General features: G+C 55.3%; 14 protein-coding genes and 2 tRNA genes. 7 read left to right on the forward strand and 9 right to left on the reverse strand.

What is annotated here, in order from left to right:
* Window positions 1-275: 275 nt before the first annotated feature.
* The 6 genes from mtfA to KGP26_RS17500 all read left to right on the forward strand — a co-directional run bounded on the left by mtfA (window position 276) and on the right by KGP26_RS17500 (window position 5,806).
* Window positions 276-1,064 (forward strand): DgsA anti-repressor MtfA, encoded by a 789-nt coding sequence (mtfA, locus tag KGP26_RS17475; protein WP_209528928.1) that lies wholly within the window; start codon window positions 276-278, stop codon window positions 1,062-1,064.
* Between the two features lie 93 nt (window positions 1,065-1,157).
* Window positions 1,158-1,233, forward strand: a tRNA-Asn gene (locus tag KGP26_RS17480).
* Between the two features lie 131 nt (window positions 1,234-1,364).
* Window positions 1,365-2,345 (forward strand): GlxA family transcriptional regulator, encoded by a 981-nt coding sequence (locus KGP26_RS17485; RefSeq protein ID WP_021805764.1) that lies wholly within the window; start codon window positions 1,365-1,367, stop codon window positions 2,343-2,345.
* 77 nt (window positions 2,346-2,422) lie between these two features.
* Window positions 2,423-3,433, forward strand: a complete 1,011-nt coding sequence (gap, locus tag KGP26_RS17490) for a type I glyceraldehyde-3-phosphate dehydrogenase (RefSeq protein WP_021805765.1) — start codon at window positions 2,423-2,425, stop codon at window positions 3,431-3,433.
* Window positions 3,434-3,652: 219 nt separating this feature from the next.
* Complete coding sequence (pagP, locus tag KGP26_RS17495; RefSeq protein ID WP_021805766.1) at window positions 3,653-4,222, forward strand: lipid IV(A) palmitoyltransferase PagP; 570 nt, start codon at window positions 3,653-3,655, stop codon at window positions 4,220-4,222.
* 126 nt (window positions 4,223-4,348) lie between these two features.
* Window positions 4,349-5,806, forward strand: a complete 1,458-nt coding sequence (locus tag KGP26_RS17500) for an AMP nucleosidase (protein WP_021805767.1) — start codon at window positions 4,349-4,351, stop codon at window positions 5,804-5,806.
* A 30-nt stretch (window positions 5,807-5,836) separates the two neighbouring features.
* On the opposite strand, the gene nac is transcribed toward KGP26_RS17500, so the two are convergent.
* The 4 genes from nac to KGP26_RS17520 all read right to left on the reverse strand — a co-directional run bounded on the left by nac (window position 5,837) and on the right by KGP26_RS17520 (window position 12,298).
* Window positions 5,837-6,760, reverse strand: coding sequence for a nitrogen assimilation transcriptional regulator NAC (gene nac, locus KGP26_RS17505; RefSeq protein ID WP_223498008.1), 924 nt, complete (start codon window positions 6,758-6,760; stop codon window positions 5,837-5,839).
* Window positions 6,761-7,004: 244 nt separating this feature from the next.
* A complete protein-coding gene (locus KGP26_RS17510) occupies window positions 7,005-11,375 on the reverse strand; it encodes an FKBP-type peptidyl-prolyl cis-trans isomerase N-terminal domain-containing protein (protein WP_223664332.1) in 4,371 nt (1,456 codons plus the stop codon).
* Window positions 11,372-11,812, reverse strand: coding sequence for a hypothetical protein (locus tag KGP26_RS17515; RefSeq protein ID WP_021805770.1), 441 nt, complete (start codon window positions 11,810-11,812; stop codon window positions 11,372-11,374). The genes KGP26_RS17510 and KGP26_RS17515 overlap by 4 nt, the downstream gene beginning before the upstream one ends.
* 213 nt (window positions 11,813-12,025) lie before the next feature.
* A complete protein-coding gene (locus KGP26_RS17520; RefSeq protein WP_218519177.1) occupies window positions 12,026-12,298 on the reverse strand; it encodes a hypothetical protein in 273 nt (90 codons plus the stop codon).
* A 545-nt stretch (window positions 12,299-12,843) separates the two neighbouring features.
* Between KGP26_RS17520 and KGP26_RS17525 the strand changes: the two genes are divergently transcribed.
* Window positions 12,844-12,919, forward strand: a tRNA-Asn gene (locus tag KGP26_RS17525).
* A gap of 61 nt (window positions 12,920-12,980) precedes the next feature.
* Here the strand turns inward: KGP26_RS17525 and KGP26_RS17530 are convergent.
* Genes KGP26_RS17530 through KGP26_RS17550 form a run of 5 tightly spaced genes read right to left on the reverse strand, consistent with a single transcriptional unit; the run spans window position 12,981 to window position 18,580 of the window.
* Entirely contained in the window at window positions 12,981-14,081 is a 1,101-nt protein-coding gene (locus KGP26_RS17530) for an alkylhydroperoxidase domain protein (RefSeq protein WP_223664334.1), read from the reverse strand.
* Window positions 14,078-15,124: a putative FMN-dependent luciferase-like monooxygenase gene (locus KGP26_RS17535; RefSeq protein ID WP_059201148.1), complete on the reverse strand. Its 1,047-nt coding sequence runs from the start codon at window positions 15,122-15,124 to the stop codon at window positions 14,078-14,080. Before KGP26_RS17535 ends, KGP26_RS17530 begins: the two co-directional genes overlap by 4 nt.
* Window positions 15,121-16,752, reverse strand: a complete 1,632-nt coding sequence (locus KGP26_RS17540) for an ABC transporter ATP-binding protein (protein WP_223664335.1) — start codon at window positions 16,750-16,752, stop codon at window positions 15,121-15,123. The genes KGP26_RS17535 and KGP26_RS17540 overlap by 4 nt, the downstream gene beginning before the upstream one ends.
* A complete protein-coding gene (locus KGP26_RS17545; protein WP_223664336.1) occupies window positions 16,749-17,639 on the reverse strand; it encodes an ABC transporter permease in 891 nt (296 codons plus the stop codon). Before KGP26_RS17545 ends, KGP26_RS17540 begins: the two co-directional genes overlap by 4 nt.
* Window positions 17,636-18,580: an ABC transporter permease gene (locus tag KGP26_RS17550; protein ID WP_209528934.1), complete on the reverse strand. Its 945-nt coding sequence runs from the start codon at window positions 18,578-18,580 to the stop codon at window positions 17,636-17,638. The genes KGP26_RS17545 and KGP26_RS17550 overlap by 4 nt, the downstream gene beginning before the upstream one ends.

The raw sequence follows: 18,580 nt of genomic DNA on the forward strand, positions 1-18,580 counted from the left end.
GCCATTAAACCCATTGGTATAAAATTGCTTATTTATCGTTTCCATTCCATTCTTCGGGACGTTGGTCACAGACAAAGTTAAGCGTAAGTGATTGAATAGTAGCGCAGAGCAAGGTTTTAATCCGCATAGCGGGTAGCCTTGAGACGGTTTGCAAGGCCGTCGCGTTCAGCCACTCCGGCAGCTCTGCGTGAAACGCTTGCTATAGTGCCCCCTTTTGCGGCATGTTGACATTATCAGCCCCAGCCGAATGTTCCAGTGACCCTTAGAGCAACGCAATGATTAAATGGCCGTGGAAAGCAAATCAAGCGCAGGCGGAAACGTTTGCCGACTGGCAGGAAGCCCTGTCCATTCCCCTGCTCTCACCTTTGGATGAGCAAGAGCAGCGGCGTTTGGTGGCGGTTGCCAGCCAGATTTTGCAAAATAAACGCATCGTGCCTTTACAAGGGTTGGAAGTGACATCCCTGATGCAGGCGCGTATTGCCCTGCTGTTTGCGTTGCCGGTGATGGAACTGGGGGCAGAATGCCTGGACGGTTTTAACGAAGTCCTGCTCTACCCAACCCCGTTCGTGGTGGAAGATGAATGGCAGGATGATATTGGTCTGGTGCATTCAGGGCCGGTGGTACAATCGGGCCAAAGCTGGGAACAGGGGCCTATCGTACTCAACTGGCTAGACGTGCAAGACTCCTTCGACCTTTCCGGCTTCAACCTGGTGATCCATGAAGCGGTGCACAAACTGGATATGCGTAATGGCGGCACCGCTACCGGCGTGCCCCCAATCCCGCTGCGCGATATCGCCGCCTGGGAATACGATTTACACGCCGCGATGGAAAACCTGCAGGATGAAATCGATATGGTGGGTGAAGAAGCAGCCAGCATGGATGCCTACGCCGCCAGCGATCCGGCAGAGTGCTTTGCCGTGCTGTCCGAGTACTTCTTCAGTGCCCCTGAACTGCTGGCCAACCGCTTTCCTGAGTTGTACGAGCATTTCTGCCGCTTCTACAAACAAAACCCACTGGCACGTTTGCAGCGTTGGTATGCGGACAGCGAGCCACAACGGGACTGAGTTTGCTCAGATGATGAGCTGTCGCACCCCCAGAATCAATTTTGCGTTGACACGATCTGCACGGCTGGATATGATGCGCCCCGTTCACACAATTCCTCTGTAGTTCAGTCGGTAGAACGGCGGACTGTTAATCCGTATGTCACTGGTTCGAGTCCAGTCAGAGGAGCCATATTTAGAAAAGCCCGCTTAGGCAACTAAGCGGGCTTTTTGCTTTTTCATTGGCCCCAAGAGCCCCCGCTACCGATCAATCTAGTCAGCCCCCTCACTTGACTTATTTTGTCTAATTTGTATTTTAAGGACATGCACACCTTTTTGATTATCGTCCCCGAAGGGGGCATGTTATTCGAGCCTACGGGCATTGCCGATATCCTGATGCAAGCCAACCGCTTGAGGCCGACGGATGCCGCGCATCCACCTTATCAGGTGTCGATTGCCACGACCCAGGCGCACCGCGTGATCCATGGGGGGTCGGGGCTAAATCTGCTGGCCGATCACCGTCTGACTGACCTTGATCCCACCCTGCCGCGTGACACCATTATGATCACCGGCAAAGGTATGAGCGTTGAGGAAAGCGATATCGTCGTCAATTGGCTGCGTCAGGCTGCGCCGTATGCACGGCGGATCGTATCGATTTGCGGCGGTGCGTGGCTATTGGCTCAGGCCGGTCTGCTTGATGGCCGCCGTGCCACCACGCACTGGCGGCTCCTGGAAGCGATGCAAGCTCAATTCCCCAGTGTCCACGTTGAGAAAGGCCCGATTTATCTTCAAGACGGCAACATCTGGACCTCCGCTGGCGTCAGTTCGGGCTTCGACCTCACGCTGGCTTTAGTGGAAGACGATCACAGCTTCACGTTAGCGCGCGATGTCGCCCAAGACTTGGTGATGTTCCTGCGCCGCCCCGGAGGACAGTCTCAGTTCAGCCGTTTTCTGCTCAGTCAAGCCAGCTCGCCTGGCCCAATTCGTGACCTGCAAACGTGGATACTGCAAAATCTGTCCGGCGATTTATCCGTTGAAAGGCTGGCGGAGCACGTGGCCATGAGCCCAAGGAATTTTACCCGCGTTTTCACCCGTGAAACCGGGATCAGCCCCGCCAAGTATGTGGAAGAAGTCCGCCTCGACGTAGCACGGCAACACCTGGAACAAAGCTCGGATAAGCTTGAACAAATCGCTACCGCCACGGGTTTTGGCAACAGCCTCAACCTGCGTCGCGTGTTTGAAAGAAATTTACAACTCACACCCTCAGATTATCGAGAGCGTTTTCACGCTCGCACTATGTCCTAAATTGATTGTTATTTGTCATTTACGCCAAATGATCCACGCACTATTTTGGAACCAGATAACTCACCTAGGAGCACATCATGGTCAAAGTAGGCATTAATGGGTTTGGTCGCATTGGCAGAAACGTACTGCGCGCCGCGCTGGGTCGCAATGACTTTCAGGTGGTGGCAATCAATGACCTGACCGACAGCAAAACCCTGGCTCATCTTCTGAAATACGACTCGCTGCAGGGCACCTTGGCCGCCAGTGTTGAAGCCTCCGAAGGACAGTTACTGGTGGATGGTAAAACCATTCACGTCTTCTCCGAACGCGATCCAGGCGCTATTGCGTGGAGCAGCGTGGGGGTTGATTTGGTTATCGAAGCCACCGGATTCTTCACCGACAAAGCCAAAGCCGAAGTGCACATCACCAAAGGCGGCGCAAAACGCGTGATTTTATCTGCACCCGGTAAAGACGATGACATCACGGTCGTGATGGGCGTCAATCATGAGAAATACGATCCCGCCTTGCATAAAGTGGTCAGCAACGGCAGTTGTACAACTAACGGTTTAGCACCAGCAGCGCTGGTTCTGCACCAAAGCTTCGGTATTGAACATGGTTTGATGAACACCACCCATGCCTATACCAACAGCCAGGCCCTGCACGATCAACCGGAAAAAGATCTGCGCGGAGCCCGTGCCGCCGCACTGTCTATCGTGCCTTATTCTAGCGGTGCGGCTAAAGCGCTCGGTAAAGTGATCCCGGAGTTGGACGGACGCCTGACCGGCTATTCACTGCGCGTACCTGTGCCCGTGGTGTCTATTGTTGATCTGACCGTCACGCTCAAACGTGATGTGACGGTAGAAGAAGTGAACGCGGCATTTCGCAAAGCGGCAACCTCAGGCCCCTTACAAGATATCTTGGGCTACAGCGATGAGCCTTTGGTATCGAGCGATTATCAGGGTGACCCACGTTCATCAATTATCGACGGGCTGTCTACGCTGGTCATCGGCGGCAATCTGGTGAAGATCCTCGCATGGTACGACAACGAATGGGCTTTCTCTCATCGTCTGGTTGATCTGGCTGTTTTGATGGACCAACGCGGTTTGTAATTTCGCTAAGCGGGCGCTCTGTGCAGCGCCCCTCATCGCCTCCCTTCTCTTCATCCCCTCCACAAACCAACCAATGAATTTTCGCGATTACCAGAAAAGCGCCAGCCATCGGCTAGACTTTAACTTGTCAGTGCAGTACTGCTAGATCGATACCTATAAAGAGAAAAATTGCGTCGTAAACAGAATAATATGGGTCATTACCCATCAAAGGAGCACGCTATGCGGATGTTTCTTGCAGTGGTCTGGACAGGGCTGTTATTGCTAACCACGCCAACTCATGCAGCAGAACCGGAACCCAGCACCGGGCGGGTCTCGGGCTGGTGGAACTCTTTAACCAGCGGTGTCGCACAAACCTGGGAGGACCCGCAATACCACGATCTTTATCTGCCGTTTATCAGTTGGCACGCCCGTTTTATGTACGACGAGACGGATCATTACAATGAGATGCCGTGGGGCGGCGGCTTTGGGATATCGCGCTATAACGAAGAAGGTGACTGGAGTGCCCTGTACGCGATGATGTTTAAAGACTCCCACAATGAGTGGCAGCCGATTGTCGGCTATGGCTGGGAAAAGGGCTGGTATCTGGATCAGAATCAAGATTTCCGCCTTGGGTTTGGTGTGACGGCGGGGATCACCGCACGTGAAGATTTCGGCAACTACATTCCATTGCCGATCGTGCTGCCACTGTTTTCCGCTGGCTATAAGCAGGCAACCGTTCAGTTCACCTATATCCCCGGTACCTACAACAACGGCAACGTGCTGTTTGCCTGGTTACGCTTTAGTTTTTAGTTCGGAGTCATCATATGAGCGGGCGCACATGATGCGCCCCTACTCCACGCAAGTGCAGCAGCAGATAGATTCATTCGGCCAACGCTTTACGCTATGCTGAGGTATCGCAAGAACCGAGGAAAAACAATGAATACCCCTGAAAAAAAGTCGCTGACTGCCCTGCAAGCCCTCGACCAACTCGAAGTACTGTATGACGCATCGGTCAACGCCTTGCGCGCTGCCATCAAACAATTTATCGCGGATGGCACCCTGCCAGAATCGCAGGCCCGTGCCTCGGGGCTGTTTTCCTACCCGGAGCTGCGAGTACGCTGGGATGGTGAACATCCCGACCATCCAAGAACTCGGGCCTATGGCCGGTTTACCCGGCCTGGCAGCTACACCACCACCATCACCCGGCCGCAGCTGTTCCGCCCTTATCTTGCCGAACAGTTGGCAATGCTGACCAGTGAATATGCCGCCGTGATCGAAGTGGTTCCTTCTCAACAGGAGATCCCCTTCCCTTATGTGATCGACGGCTCCGATCTGGCCTTGGACAGAACCATGAGTGCCGGGCTTACCAAGCATTTCCCCACTACCGAGCTGGCGCAGATTGGCGATGAAAATGCAGACGGCCTGTCCCCTTTTGCCAACCATTTTCCACTCTCCCATTTTGACGCGCTGCGGACCGATTTCTCACTGGCCCGTCTGCGGCACTACACCGGCACGCCGGTGGAACATTTTCAGCACTTTGTGTTGTTTACCAACTACACGCGCTATGTCGATGAGTTTATCCGCTGGGCGTGTAGCCAGATCGCCGATCCGGCCAGCCCCTATATCGCGCTTTCTTGCGCCGGTGGCCACTTTGTTACGCCAGAAACGCCAAATCCAGAGCAGACGGTGTCCGATCTAGCCTGGAAGAACCACCAAATGCCCGCCTATCACCTGATCGCCAACGATGGCCAGGGGATCACGCTGGTCAATATTGGTGTCGGCCCTTCCAATGCCAAAACCATCTGCGATCACCTGGCCGTGCTGCGTCCCCATGCCTGGCTGATGATTGGCCACTGCGGCGGCCTACGGGAAAGCCAGTCAATTGGCGATTACGTGTTAGCCCACGCCTACCTGCGTGACGATCATGTATTAGACTCGGTGCTGCCACCGGATATCCCAATTCCAAGCATCGCGGAAGTTCAGCGCGCGCTGTATGACGCCACCAAAACGGTAAGCGGTATGCCTGGGGAAGCGGTAAAACAGCGGTTACGTACCGGGACGGTGGTCACCACCGACGATCGTAACTGGGAGCTGCGCTATTCGGCTTCCGCACTGCGCTTTAACCTCAGCCGCGCCGTCGCCGTCGATATGGAAAGCGCCACCATCGCGGCGCAGGGTTATCGCTTCCGGGTGCCTTATGGCACTCTGCTGTGCGTGTCTGATAAACCGCTGCATGGCGAGATTAAACTGCCGGGCCAAGCCAACCGTTTCTACGAGGGTGCGATTTCGGAGCACTTGCAGATCGGGATTTGTGCCATCGACCTGTTGCGGGCTGAAGGTGAACATCTGCATTCACGCAAACTGCGCACCTTCAACGAGCCGCCGTTCCGCTAACCCAAAGGCTGGGCGCCGCACGCGGCGCCCCTACAGCGCCAAAGCCAGCATTCGCGTCGGCTGATGATGGCTGACGGTAATTTCCAGCAGGATCTCCTTCACCGCTCCCGCCACCGCAGTGAGCGGCTTTTGGCCGCAAACCACTAACGCCAGCGGTACCGAAAGCGCCGGAGCATTGAGGCGGATCATCCAGGCCTTGGCCGGGCCGATCGTCGCCCTGGCAATCGATTCTGGCAGGATCGTCGCCCCCATTCCGCTAGCGATAGCGGCGCAAAGCATGCTGTGTGATTCGATCTCACCAATCACATTCGGCGTGAGTTGGCGCAGCGCCAGAGCCTCATCGACCAGGTCACGCACCAAATCCCCCTCACGTGGCAAGAACAGATTAAACCTGCTCACCGCCGATAAATCGATGCTGTTGCCCGGATGAGGGATACTTCTTGCCGCGACCAGATACAAATCCTCTTTCGCCAACGCCGTAACGTTCAGGTTCGGTGGCATGTTCTGCCCGTACATCACCGCCATATCCAGAGCCTGCGTCGCCACCTGTTGGCTCAACGCGCTGCCGATATTCTCATTCAGGCTCAGCAAAATCCCAGGATGCCGATCGCGTACCGCTTGCAACAGCGGCAGCGCCAACTGCGAGGCCGCACTGCCTTGCACCAGGCCGACCGCCACCTGCCCAACCAGCGTTTCCCCACTGCTGATCACCGCTTGCTGGGCCTGCTCGCACTGCTGAAGGATGGTTTGCGCATGCGCATAAAGAATATTGCCGGCCTCCGTGGGCATCACTCCGCGCTTGGTACGGATCAGCAATTGCTGTTTCAGTTCCCCTTCCAGAGTGGCAACTTGCTGGCTCAGCGCAGGCTGCGCAATATGCAACACCTCTGCCGCCTGAGTCAGGCTGCCGATATCGACGATCTTTACGAAATACTTCAGGCGTCTGAAATTCATCGTGGCTCCTAGCTGCGGTTAACTGCATTCAATATCAACGACTGCAACTACAGCAAAAAACGGGCCAGGCAGAACAAGCAGTGCATTATCAGCCTAAGTGATTAAAAAATAATGAAAGGTAACGATATGGCGGGATTGGGTGAAAAGGTAAAGCCGGGTTCTGCACCACACTGGGGCATTGCCAGTCCCCAGCGTGGTTCAGCTAAAAAAAACCCGCCAATCGTCTGGCGGGTTAGTTATAGGGTTACGGAGCTTTTTGCTCGGAGGCCGGTATCACATCCAGGATGCGTACGTTATAGACCATGGTCGCGCCCGGTGGGATATCCGGTGCCATACCTTTCTCGCCATAGGCCAGTTCAGGTGGCACCACCAGCGTCATGTTACCGTGGTTCTTCAACTTACCTAGCGCTTCGCGGAACAGCGGTGGATACGCGCTCAGCGGCTGCGAAATTGAAGTGCCAGCCAGATCCATATCCTTGATCACTTTACCGTCGGTCAAGCTCTCTTTAACCACCACGGCAACGGTATCACCCTCACCAATCACGCTATCGCCAACATAATCGATGCGGTAATAGAAGCCTTGCTTAGACTGTACGACGCGTGGCTGCTTCTTGAACTTATCGATGTAGCTGCTGCCTTGTTTTTCGTTCTGCTGTTTGATCTTTTTATGCTGATTGCTCAGCTCCAACTCGCTTTCATACAAGGCTTTGGCAATCTGTTCTTTGGCCAGTTTGGTCTGGCCATTGATGACATCAGTGACACCTGCCAGCGCCAGTTGGCGGTTCACGTCTACACCCTGGGTCTTTTTGCTGTTGAGCAAATCCAGGATGTCATTACCCAACGCGGTACCGATCGCATAATCGCGTTTTTCCACCTGCGTTTTCGGCTCCGTGACCACGGACGTGCCAGCCGTTTGCTTTTTCTCGGCTGCAGTCAGCTTTTGCTGTAGCTGGGCAAGTTCCTGCACCTTCTGCTCATTGTCTTTGGTTTGTGCCGCCAACTGCTCTTGCAGCTTGGCACTCTCCTGCTGACTCGCCAGCTGCAACTCGGCGATCTGCTTCGCTTTCTGCTCGCTGTCTTTGGTCTGAGCCGCTAACTGCTCCCGCAACTTGGCGCTCTCCTGCTGACTCGCCTGCTGCAACTGGGCGATCTGCTGCGCTTTCTGCTCGCTGTCTTTAGTCTGAGCGGCCAACTGTTCCTGCAGCTTGGCACTCTCTTGCTGACCCGCCTGCTGCAACTTGGCGATTTGCTGCGCTTTCTGCTCGATGTCTTTAGCCTGAGAGGCTAATTGCTCTTGCAGCTTGACACTCTCCTGCTGACTCGCCTTCTGCAACTGGGCGATCTGCTGCGCTTTCTGCTCGCTGTCTTTAGTCTGAGCGGCCAACTGTTCCTGCAGCTTCGCACTCTCCTGCTGACTCGCCTTCTGCAACTGGGCGATCTGCTGCGCTTTCTGCTCGCTGTCTTTAGTCTGAGCCGCTAACTGCTCCTGCAGCTTAACGCTCTCCTGCTGACTCGCCTGCTGCAACTGAGCGATCTGCTGCGCTTTCTGCTCGCTGTCTTTAGTTTGTGCGGCCAACTGCTCTTGCAGCTTGGTGTTCGACTGCTGACTGGCCTGCTGCAACTGGGCAATCTGCTGCGCTTTCTGCTCACTGTCCTTGGTCTGAGCGGCTAACTGCTCCTGCAACTTCGCCAATTCCTGCTGGCTTTGCTGGAGTTGTTTAACCTGCTGAGCCTTCTGATCGTTGTCTTTGCCATACACCGTCAACTGTTCTTGCAGCTGCTTTATCTGCTGCGCCTTCTGTTCACTGTCTTTGGTCTGCACGGTCAGTTGATCTTGCAGTTTCGCCATCGTCAGCAGCTCTTGCTGCAATTTCTTCATTTGCTGAGCTTGTTGCACGAAATCTTTGTTATTAAGCGCCAATTGCTCCTGCAACTGCTTGGCCTGTAGCGCTTTTTGTTCGCTATCCTTGGCCTGGGCAGCCAGTTGAGTCTGCAACTTGGCCAACTCTTGCTGGCCTTGCTGGAGTTGCTTCACCTGCTGGGCTTTCTGCTCATTATCCTTACTGGAAGCCGCCAACTGTTCCTGCAGCTGTTTGACCTGCTGCACTTTCTGCTCGCTGTCCTTGGCTTGAGTAGCTAACTGAGCCTGCAGCTTGGCCAGCTCTTGCTGGTTTTGCTGCAGCTGTTTCAGCTGTTGCGCTTTCTCATCATTGGCTTTGGTTTGTGCAGCTAGTTGCTCTTGCAGCTTGCTACTGGTCTGTTGCAACTGTTTCACCTGCTCGGCTTTTTGCTCGCTGTCTTTGGTCTGGATGGCTAGCTGTGCCTGCAACTCTGCGACGGTTTGCTTATTTTGTTGCAGCTGCATCACTTGCTGCGCTTTCTGCTCATTATCTTTAGTTTGCGCGGTCAACTGCTCCTGCAACTTGGCGCTCGCCTGTTGCAACTGCTTCACCTGCTCAGCTTTCTGCTCGCTGTCTTTGGTCTGAGCGGCCAGCTGTTCTTGCAGTTTTGCCAACGACTGTTGGTTTTGCTGCAGTTGTTTCAACTGCTGGTTTTTTTCATCAAGGCCTTGGGTTTGCGCGGTCAGTTGCTCCTGCAACTTGGCACTAGCCTGTTGCAGCTGCTTCACCTGTTCGGCTTTCTGCTCGCTGTCTTTGGTCTGTGCGGCCAGTTGATCTTGCAGCTTCGCCATCGCTTGCTGGGTCTTCTGCTCATTCTCTTTGCTGCGCGCCGCCAACTGATCTTGCAACTGTGTTACCTGCAGGGCCTTTTGCTCACGCTCTTTGGTCTGGGCAGCCAACTGTTCCTGCAGCTTCGCCAACGCCTGCTGGTTTTGCTGTAGCTGTGTAGCCAGTTGGGCTTTTTCAGCGTTGACTTTGGCTTGTGCCGTCAACTGCTCCTGCAGCTTGGCGCTCGCCTGTTGCAGCTGCTTCACCTGTTCGGCTTTCTGCTCGCTGTCTTTGGTCTGTGCGGCCAGTTGATCTTGCAGCTTCGCCATCGCTTGCTGGGTCTTCTGCTCATTCTCTTTGCTGCGCGCCGCCAGTTGATCTTGCAGTTGTGTTACCTGCAGCGCCTTTTGCTCACGCTCTTTGGTCTGGGCAGCCAACTGTTCCTGCAGCTTCACCAACGCCTGCTGGTTTTGCTGCAGTTGTGCAGCCAACTGCGCTTTTTCATCGGTAGTTTTGGTTTGAGCCGCGATCTGTTGCTCTTGCAGCTTGGCGCTGGCCTGCTGCAACTGCTTAATTTGTTCGGCTTTCTGCTCACTGTCTTTGGTTTGAGCAGCCAACTGTTCTTGCAGCTTCGCCATCGCCTGTTGGGTCTTCTGCTCATTCTCTTTGCTGCGTGTCGTCAGCTGTTCTTGCAGCTGTTTGACCAGTTGGGCTTTGTATTCACTGTCTTTGGTCTGGGTGGCTAACTGCTCTTGGAGCTTCGCCAACGCCTGCTGGTTTTGCTGCAGCTGCTTGGCCTGCTGGGCTTTTTCATCGTTAGTTTTAGCATACGCCGTTAGCTGCTCTTGCAGCTTGACGCTCGCCTGTTGCAGCTGCTTCACCTGTTCGGCTTTCTGCTCGCTGTCTTTGGTCTGTGCGGCCAGTTGATCTTGCAGCTTCGCCATTGCTTGCTGGGTCTTCTGCTCATTCTCTTTGCTGCGCGCCGCCAGTTGTTCTCGCAGCTGTGTTACCTGCAAGGCTTTTTGTTCACTGTCTTTGGCCTGGGCAGCCAACTGTGCTTGCAGTTTCGCCACCTCCTGCTGATTTTGTTGCAGCTGCTTGGCCTGCTGGGCTTTTTCATCGTTAGTTTTAGCATACGCCGTTAGCTGCTCTTGCAACTTGGCACCAGCCTGTTGCAGCTGTTTCACCTGCTCGGCTTTCTGCTGGCTGTCTTTGGTTTGCGCAGCCAGTTGCTCCTGCAGCTTCGCCATTGCCTGCTGGGACTTCTGTTCATTCTCTTTGCTACGCGCTGACAGCTGATCCTGCAATTGGGCTATGGCCTGCTGGTTTTGCTGTAACGTTTGCTGCAGTTGTTTGATCTGTTGCGCTTTTTGTTCGTTATCTTTGGTTTGCGCTGCCAACTGTTGCTGCAATTGCGCACTGTTACGTTGTTCCTGCTGTTGCAGCTTCATTTGCTGCATCTGCCGCTCGCTTTCCTTGGCCTGTGCAGCAAGCTGCTGCTGCAGCCGCGCATTTTCCCGCTGGCTTTGCTCAATGGCCTGTTGCAGACGCGCCAACTCTGCAGAAGAGCCCGCTGACTGAGATTGCGTTTTACGCAACTGCTCGAGAGCCGCTTCCTGGCTGGTGACTTTGGCTTTCAGCTGATTGATGGTTGCCTGCAGCGTCTTCATTTCGCGAATACGCTCACTACCCCTCTCATCCGCCGACTTTGCCAGTTCGTTAGGTTTGCTGCTGGCAGGTTTACTACTTTTGGGTCTTGCAGGTTCTGCTGTATCCAGTTGTGAAGGCGTTAGAAACAGGAGCGCCGGAGCCTCATCCACCTGGCGTGTGATCGCGTCCAGTGAATTCAACGCATGGGCATCGGGAGTAACCGCCTCCTCAGCCCTTACTACTCCTAGCGGCAACGCCAACGTCAACAAGGCACCGCAATATATCCTGCGTTTCATTTCACGCTTTCCCCTCTCTGGATCAAGCCTTGCAGGACGTCACGTTCGATCTCGGCACATAGCTGATTGGTCTTGTATTTGTACAACGCATCAAGGGTATCTTTGGTTGTCGCATTGACATCGCCGCGTACCGCGCCATAAACCGAGGCATTGTTCACCAGACGGTTAAAGTTGGCCTGCTTGGCCGCGTAAGCCTTCGGATTGACCTGCTTGAGTGACGCCAACTCGCTTTGGCAAAGGCCAATTTTGCTGGTTTTGGTTTCTGCGGCAGCGGGTTCTGGCGGTGGGGACACGCTGATCTGTTGAGGGGGAGCTTGTACGGTGGTCGCTGGTGGGGTTTCTTGCCAACGGGTCTGTGCGGTTTTCTGGCATCCTGCCAGCAACAAACCACTGCACAGTATTACGCCTAAACAGAGGTTCTTTTGGGTGCTTATCATCGAAAATTCCTTTCAAAAAATTCCGTTACCGACAGGTCAACTCAGACCAGATCGGCTATATCCTGGATAAATAATACAAGCATTTTTCAGCAATGATATAGGGGTGGCTCTTCAGTAGCAAACATTCACTGGAACTATACTATGGCCGCTCATTGCCCCTACTCTTGCAACGTTCGCCATGGTCTATTAACTTAACGAATACTTAACCGGGCTTCATCGGTGACCTGCATAGCGCAATAAGGCGCCTGCAACTTGCCAGCGATTTAACCTGCCCACGACGTTTATGAAGTGCAAAATAATACTGGTATTTTTTATATCCAGCAACTCTGCAAGCGGGCCTGAACGCCGAGTTGCGTGGCAAAAACGGCGCTTGTCGCCAAGTAAGGACAAAGACACACTCCCGCATACAGCAGCATTCATTCTGATCTCTTGGTAAAAAAAGCGCCAAAAAATAAAACAAAATAGATTAAAAACAATGATATGCATGGAAACCTGACAATCTCCGCTGCTATCATCGCAACCCCCGTTTTTCCTAATGAAAATGACTATCCCCCACGATTAAAAATAGATATTTATATTATTAAAAACGCATTTTTTGGCGATTTACTCCACACGTGCCCGGATGTTTTTCCATAGCGACAGCGCAATCTAAAGATTTATCCGAGGCACTCTGATTGTTGTATTAAAAATACAGGACTTGATGATAATCCTTAAACTTATTTTTCCATCGATCACTAGGAATAATCCATGAAAATTACAGGAAATATCTTAGCGAACAAGCTCAATCCCTCACTCTATAATTAGGAATTTTCTTGGGTTTAGCCTTTAAAATATCAGCACCCCGAAAAACTCGGGATTAACTTACACAGTGTCCCCGCCCTGCAATGATAGCGGCCTGTCTGTCAGTGATAAAGTTTAACCTGCTGGAAAACAAGCCAATTTGCTCATAACCTCGACAAACGGAACATTTGTGCATTTTCATGCTTTACAAGCCCCATCGGCACCGCTATTATTCGCCCCGTTCACACGATTCCTCTGTAGTTCAGTCGGTAGAACGGCGGACTGTTAATCCGTATGTCACTGGTTCGAGTCCAGTCAGAGGAGCCATATTTAGAAAAGCCCGCTTAGGCAACTAAGCGGGCTTTTTGCTGTTTAACCACTGGGTGACTCAATCGTCATAAGGTTCGCCGAGTGTCAGCATCAACCGGTTGGCCCAAGCAAAGAAGGCCGTCGCCTGCACCAGGTCCAACAACTCCAGTTCGCCTAGCCCTTGTTCGCGTAACGCAACCAGCTGAGCCGCATTGGCCTGCGGTGGCGTGGCCGAAAGCGCTGCGGCAAAGTCTATTTGCGTACGCCAATCCTCACCCTGCCCCTCGCTCAAGATCCCTCCAGGCGCGACATCCAGCAGGCGCTGCACCTCTTCAGCCCTTTTGGATAACTGCACCGCTTTACGCGCATGCACCGAGGCACAGTAAATACAGCCATTCACCTTGCTGGCCACCGCCGCAGCCAACTCCCTATCCTGGCGGGCCAGGCCACCCACGGTGTAGAAAATGGCCCTATCGGTGATGGTTCGCTGTTCCAGCACCGCATGATCGCGCGCCAACAAACGGAAATAGTCAGAATCCGCGTGACCGAACTTGGTCAACAAGGCTTTTCCCGGTTCGTCAAACGCCTCCAAGGGTTTAGCCGCAATCCAGGGCTCCCATCCCAACTCCTGGCTGGTGAACGCAGGCGGTGCATGGCGGCCACTGGCTGTATGACTCGCGGTGCGCCAGTCGGAAGCTCGAACGGGAGCACGGCCACTGGTCGCTACCGGCAATCCTGCCAGCAAGCGGTAGCCGTACAGCAGACGGCTCTGGAAACTGACAAAGGCGATCAGCTGTGAAAGCGTGACGATGTCATCCAATGACCACCCCGCCTGTTGCAGAGCCTGTAAGTGTTTGGCTTCTGCCCCGGCAGGTTTGAAGGCCAGGCGTTCTGCGTGATCCAATGCGGCCTGCAAACGTGGGCCGTCTGCGGGCGGAGTCTGCTGCAGTTGAGCATAATGCCCCGCCAATTGCCGATCGCCGTGCCATTCACTGATACGTTGAGCCAACAGCAGGCGTTCCGCAATCCCAAAACCGCCCACATCCTGTGGCGCGAACAGCCTCTGATAGCTGGCCTCAATCCCGTCGGTTGCCGCCTGGCGTGTTGCTCTGGCCTGTGCCAAAGGAGAGTCTGGGGTGATTTCAGCCAGTCTGGTCAGATGATCCTGGGTTTCGGTCATACGTTTTCCTCTGCGTGATGTGAATAAGCCAACGTGGCAGGATTGCGCCGCTGCCAGCCTAATGCCGGTGCAACGTCGCGAGCTATCAGCTCAATGGAGCGCAAAATATAGGCGTGTGGCGGATCGATAGAGTGCACCTGAAACGCCAGATCGGTGACACGGGCCAGCGCGCTATCGCGTTGCAACGAGGCGATCACCTGCTCTGGCGTACCGAGATGCACGTCAAAAGCGCGGATCAGACCGTCGAGCGACTCATCCTGTACCTGATGCCCACTGGCGCGTAAGCGCTCCAATCCACGGCTAAGCCCCTGTGCAGCAAAATCCCGCGCACGGTTCTGATCTTCAGTCACAAAAGCGGTGCGCGATCCCATGATGCGGGGCTCTACCCCAGGCGGCAGCGCGGCGAGATAGGCATCAATAATCGGATTTTGCAGCTCATCGAGTGGCGTATCCGGTGCATCTGACGGCCTGGGTTGAGTGCGAGACAACATCAGCCCATCTCCAGCCTTACCAGCCCGGATCCCACCGTCAACCGAGAAGGTGGCTTGCCAGACGCGTTTTTTCAGTTGGGGAGCAGCCGGATAAAGACGGTTGGCGGAGTTGCCGAGCGCCTCACCACTCCAGGCGTCCAGCAGAATGCGTAAATTATCGTTAAACGCCGCATTACGCCGCTCGGCATCAATACCAAAAGCGCTAAACGAAGACGGGGTTCCCCCTGCCGCCAGCCCCACTTCCAGCCGGCCACCAGAGAGCAGATCCAACACCGCCGTATCTTCCGCCACGCGAACGGCAGACTCCATCGGCAAGGTGATCACTCCAGTCCCCAAACGAATATGCCGGGTATGCGCCGCAGCCTGAGCCAAAAAAACCAGGGGTGAAGGTAAGCCGCCCTCATCCTGATGAAAATGGTGCTGTGCTACCCAGGCGGTATCGAACCCGGCGCGTTCGGCATGGACAATCTGCTCGGTGGCCAGCCGGTAACGTTCCTGAGCACTGCCGTTATCCAGCAGGCGGGTAAAAAAGCCGAGACGTTTAGCGCTCATGAGGCATCCTTCAAAGTTTGGTACATCGCACGGCCAGGAATGGCCGCAATCAATTGGCGGGTATAGTCACTGCCGGGCCGGGCAAATACCTCGGCGGTAGTGCCTGCATCTACCTGTTGCCCACGGCACAGCACCGAGACGCTGTGCGAGATTTGCCGCACCGTAGCCAGATCGTGCGAGATAAACAGGTAGGTCAGCCCCAACTCTCGCTGTAGCTGCTCTAATAAGCGCAGGATTTGCGCCTGCACGGTGACGTCCAACGCCGAGGTAGCTTCATCCAATACCAGCACCCGAGGTTGCAATATCAGAGCACGAGCGATGGCAACCCGTTGGCGTTGGCCCCCTGAAAGCTCACGCGGTTTGCGCGTCAGAAGTTCAGCAGGCAGAGCGACTCGTTCGAACAATTCCCGCACCCGCCGGTAACGCTCTGCTTTGGCGACAGGCTCAAAGTTGAGCAACGGCTCTTCAATCGTCTGATACAGGGTTTGCGCCGGATCGAGCGAAGCAAAGGGGTTTTGATAGACCAGTTGAATACGTCGCCGAAACTGGCGCAGCGCCTCGCCCTTCAGCCGGGTAAAATCGACGCCGTCGATGATGATTTGCCCCGCATCCGGCCGCTGAAAACCCAGCAGGCAGCGGGCCAAAGTGGTTTTACCGGAGCCAGACTCGCCGACCAACGCATGAGTAGTGCCGCGCTGCACGCTGAACGACACCCGATCCAACGCCCGGAACGCCTGCCCGCCTCTGCCAGCAAAACGGAAATCCTTCACCAGCTCGTTGACGACGATCGCCGGTTCCGCCTTACGGACGATAATTGGCGGAGCAACGGAAGCCAGCGAAGGCACATCGGCAAACAAGCGGCGGGTATACTCATGCGTCGGTGCCTGCAACACCGCCGCCGTTTGCCCCTGCTCTTGCACTCTGCCCTGACGAAACACCAGTAGCCTATCGGCCCGTTCCGCCGCCACGCCCAAATCATGGGTGACAAACAGCACCGCCGTGCCAAACTCCTGACGCAGTTCGTCGATCAGATCGAGGATGCGTTTTTGCACCGTGACGTCCAGCGCGCTGGTCGGTTCATCGGCAATAATCAACGCGGGCCGTAACGCAATGGCGATGGCAATCAGCACCCGTTGTTTCATGCCGCCGGAAAGCTCATGCGGATATTGGCGCGCGCGCAATTCAGGATGAGTCAGCCCCACACGGGTGAGTAACTCCACTACCCGAAGCTGTACCAGCTTGCGTGGCAGACGCTGGTGAATATTGATGATCTCGGCAACCTGCTCACCGATGGTTTTAACCGGGTTCAGTGAACTGGCGGGATCTTGCGGGATCAGACTTATCTGCGCGCCACGCACTGCATCCAACTGGCGCGGTGTCCAGTGCGCAATATCGGTGCCATTAAGCCGGATGGCCCCCTGCTCCAGGCGGCCATTTTCCGCCAGCAGGCCGATTATCGACTGGGCCGTGGTGGTTTTACCCGATCCCGATTCCCCCACCAGGGCAACGACTTCCCCCGGCTGAATGGTAAAAGAAACGTTGTGCACCACCCGCTGGTTACTATAGGCGATAGAAACGTTATCCAGTTCCAGCAGTGGCGCGGGTGAAACGGTTGTCTGTGGGGTCATCGGCGCGCTCTCCCTAATGCATGGCTGATTCGGTTGGCCGCCAGCACCACGGCAACCACCATCAGGCCGGGGAAGGTCGTCAGCCACCAGGCCGTTGAGATGTAGTTACGCCCTTCGGCGATCAGCAAGCCCCACTCCGGCGTGGGCGGTGGCGTGCCGTACCCCAGGAAGCTCAGGGTGGCGATCGCCAGAATGGCATTGCCAAACTGTAGGGCAGAGAATGCAATCACCGAGGTCAGTGAATTAGGCAGAATATGGCGCCATAGCACCGCCCAAAAGTGTCCGCCGCTACCGTAAGCCGCCTCAACGTAGTCGCTGTGCCGCACCCGCAGCACCTCAGCACGGGCCAGACGCGCAAAGTTGGCCACCGACGAGATCCCCACCGCCAGCGCCGCATTCACCGTACCGAAACCCAGCAGGATGATTACGCTCAAGGAAAGCAGCAACCCAGGGATCGACAGCAAAACATCAACCAAACGCATAACAACATCATCGACGATGCCGCCCAAAGCCCCGGCAACCACGCCCAACGACGTCCCCACAACCAGCCCCAGCGCCACAGCAACCAACGCTGCGGATAAAGTGTGCGATGCGCCATACACGATCCGGGCGTAGAGATCGCGGCCCAGTGGGTCTGTGCCCAGCCAATGTTCACCACCCGGTGCCAGACGCTGTGCTCCGGCAATTCCTTCCGTGCCGCTGTACGCAGTAAAGATCTCAGGGGCGATCGCCCAAAGCACAGCGATCGCCAGCACGGCCCAGGCCAGCCCCAGGCTGAGCGGATAACGCCGCTGAGCGCGCCTGGCGGTGGGTAAACTACCTTCGGTTTCCCCGCCGGACAGATCGCGTTCCGGCATCACGGATTTTTCCAACGGAATACTGCTCATCGGGTCGCTCCTGCATAGGATTTCAATCTGGGATCGAGCAGCGGGAACAGCAGATCGACCAGCAGATTGAGGAAGACAAAGGCGGCGGCAGAGATCATCACTACCGCCTGTAACACCGCCACGTCCTGATTCACGACCGCCTGCTGCGTCAGTTGCCCCAGGCCACTGCGGCCAAATACGGTTTCTGTGATCAACGCCCCGGCGATCAGTTCGCCAAACAGAATGCCCGCAATGGTCAGCACTGGCAGCATCGCGTTACGCGCCACATGCCGCCACAGCACTCCGCTACGACTAGCCCCTTTGGCTCGCGCCACCGCCACAAACGGCTGGGTTTGCACGCTATCGATGCTGCGGATCAGGATCTGCGCCAACGGAGCAGAGATTGGGATTGCCAGGGTGGCGATCGGTAACACCAGCCCAACCCACTCCCCTGGATTGATGATCGGCACCAGTTTCAGCCGGAATGAAAAGATCTGGATCAACACGATGCCAAGCCAGAAGGTGGGAACCGATACAAACAGCGCAGGCAGCGATTGCAGCGCCGATTTCAGCCAGCCAAAACCGATCAGATTGGAGACAAAGGCAATGGCCAGCGCCAACAGCAAGGCCAGGGTGAAGCCCAGCACCGCTAATTGCAGGGTGGCGGGCAGATTGGCAGCCAGCAAAGCACTGACCGGCACGCCGTTCTGGATCGAATAGCCCAAATCACCGCGCAGGAAATTCCCCAACGTATGCAGATATTGCTGCCACAGGGGCACATCGGCACCGTAGGCGGCGCGCATGTCGGCGATCTGATCCGGGCTAAGCCCCATATCCGGGTTCTGGAATTTAATCAGGATCGCGTCGCCGGGCAGTACCTGCAGCAAGATAAACGACAGGGTAAATGCCGCCCACAGCACCAGCAACGCCTGTCCGGTTCGGCCACTCAGGTATTTCAGCAT

The sequence above is a fragment of the Serratia sp. JSRIV002 genome (assembly GCF_019968725.1).
Classification (GTDB): Bacteria; Pseudomonadota; Gammaproteobacteria; order Enterobacterales; family Enterobacteriaceae; genus Chania; species Chania fonticola_B.

Bases quoted from the DNA above. Each gene is read 5' to 3' on its own strand.
- KGP26_RS17515 (WP_021805770.1), bottom strand. From the start codon at position 11,812: ATGATAAGCACCCAAAAGAACCTCTGTTTAGGCGTAATACTGTGCAGT.
- mtfA (WP_209528928.1), top strand. From the start codon at position 276: ATGATTAAATGGCCGTGGAAAGCAAATCAAGCGCAGGCGGAAACGTTT.
- KGP26_RS17545 (WP_223664336.1), bottom strand. From the start codon at position 17,639: ATGAGCAGTATTCCGTTGGAAAAATCCGTGATGCCGGAACGCGATCTG.
- gap (WP_021805765.1), top strand. From the start codon at position 2,423: ATGGTCAAAGTAGGCATTAATGGGTTTGGTCGCATTGGCAGAAACGTA.
- KGP26_RS17550 (WP_209528934.1), bottom strand. From the start codon at position 18,580: ATGCTGAAATACCTGAGTGGCCGAACCGGACAGGCGTTGCTGGTGCTG.
- KGP26_RS17540 (WP_223664335.1), bottom strand. From the start codon at position 16,752: ATGACCCCACAGACAACCGTTTCACCCGCGCCACTGCTGGAACTGGAT.
- KGP26_RS17510 (WP_223664332.1), bottom strand. From the start codon at position 11,375: ATGAAACGCAGGATATATTGCGGTGCCTTGTTGACGTTGGCGTTGCCG.
- KGP26_RS17535 (WP_059201148.1), bottom strand. From the start codon at position 15,124: ATGAGCGCTAAACGTCTCGGCTTTTTTACCCGCCTGCTGGATAACGGC.
- KGP26_RS17485 (WP_021805764.1), top strand. From the start codon at position 1,365: ATGCACACCTTTTTGATTATCGTCCCCGAAGGGGGCATGTTATTCGAG.
- nac (WP_223498008.1), bottom strand. From the start codon at position 6,760: ATGAATTTCAGACGCCTGAAGTATTTCGTAAAGATCGTCGATATCGGC.
- pagP (WP_021805766.1), top strand. From the start codon at position 3,653: ATGCGGATGTTTCTTGCAGTGGTCTGGACAGGGCTGTTATTGCTAACC.
- KGP26_RS17520 (WP_218519177.1), bottom strand. From the start codon at position 12,298: ATGCATATCATTGTTTTTAATCTATTTTGTTTTATTTTTTGGCGCTTT.
- KGP26_RS17530 (WP_223664334.1), bottom strand. From the start codon at position 14,081: ATGACCGAAACCCAGGATCATCTGACCAGACTGGCTGAAATCACCCCA.
- KGP26_RS17500 (WP_021805767.1), top strand. From the start codon at position 4,349: ATGAATACCCCTGAAAAAAAGTCGCTGACTGCCCTGCAAGCCCTCGAC.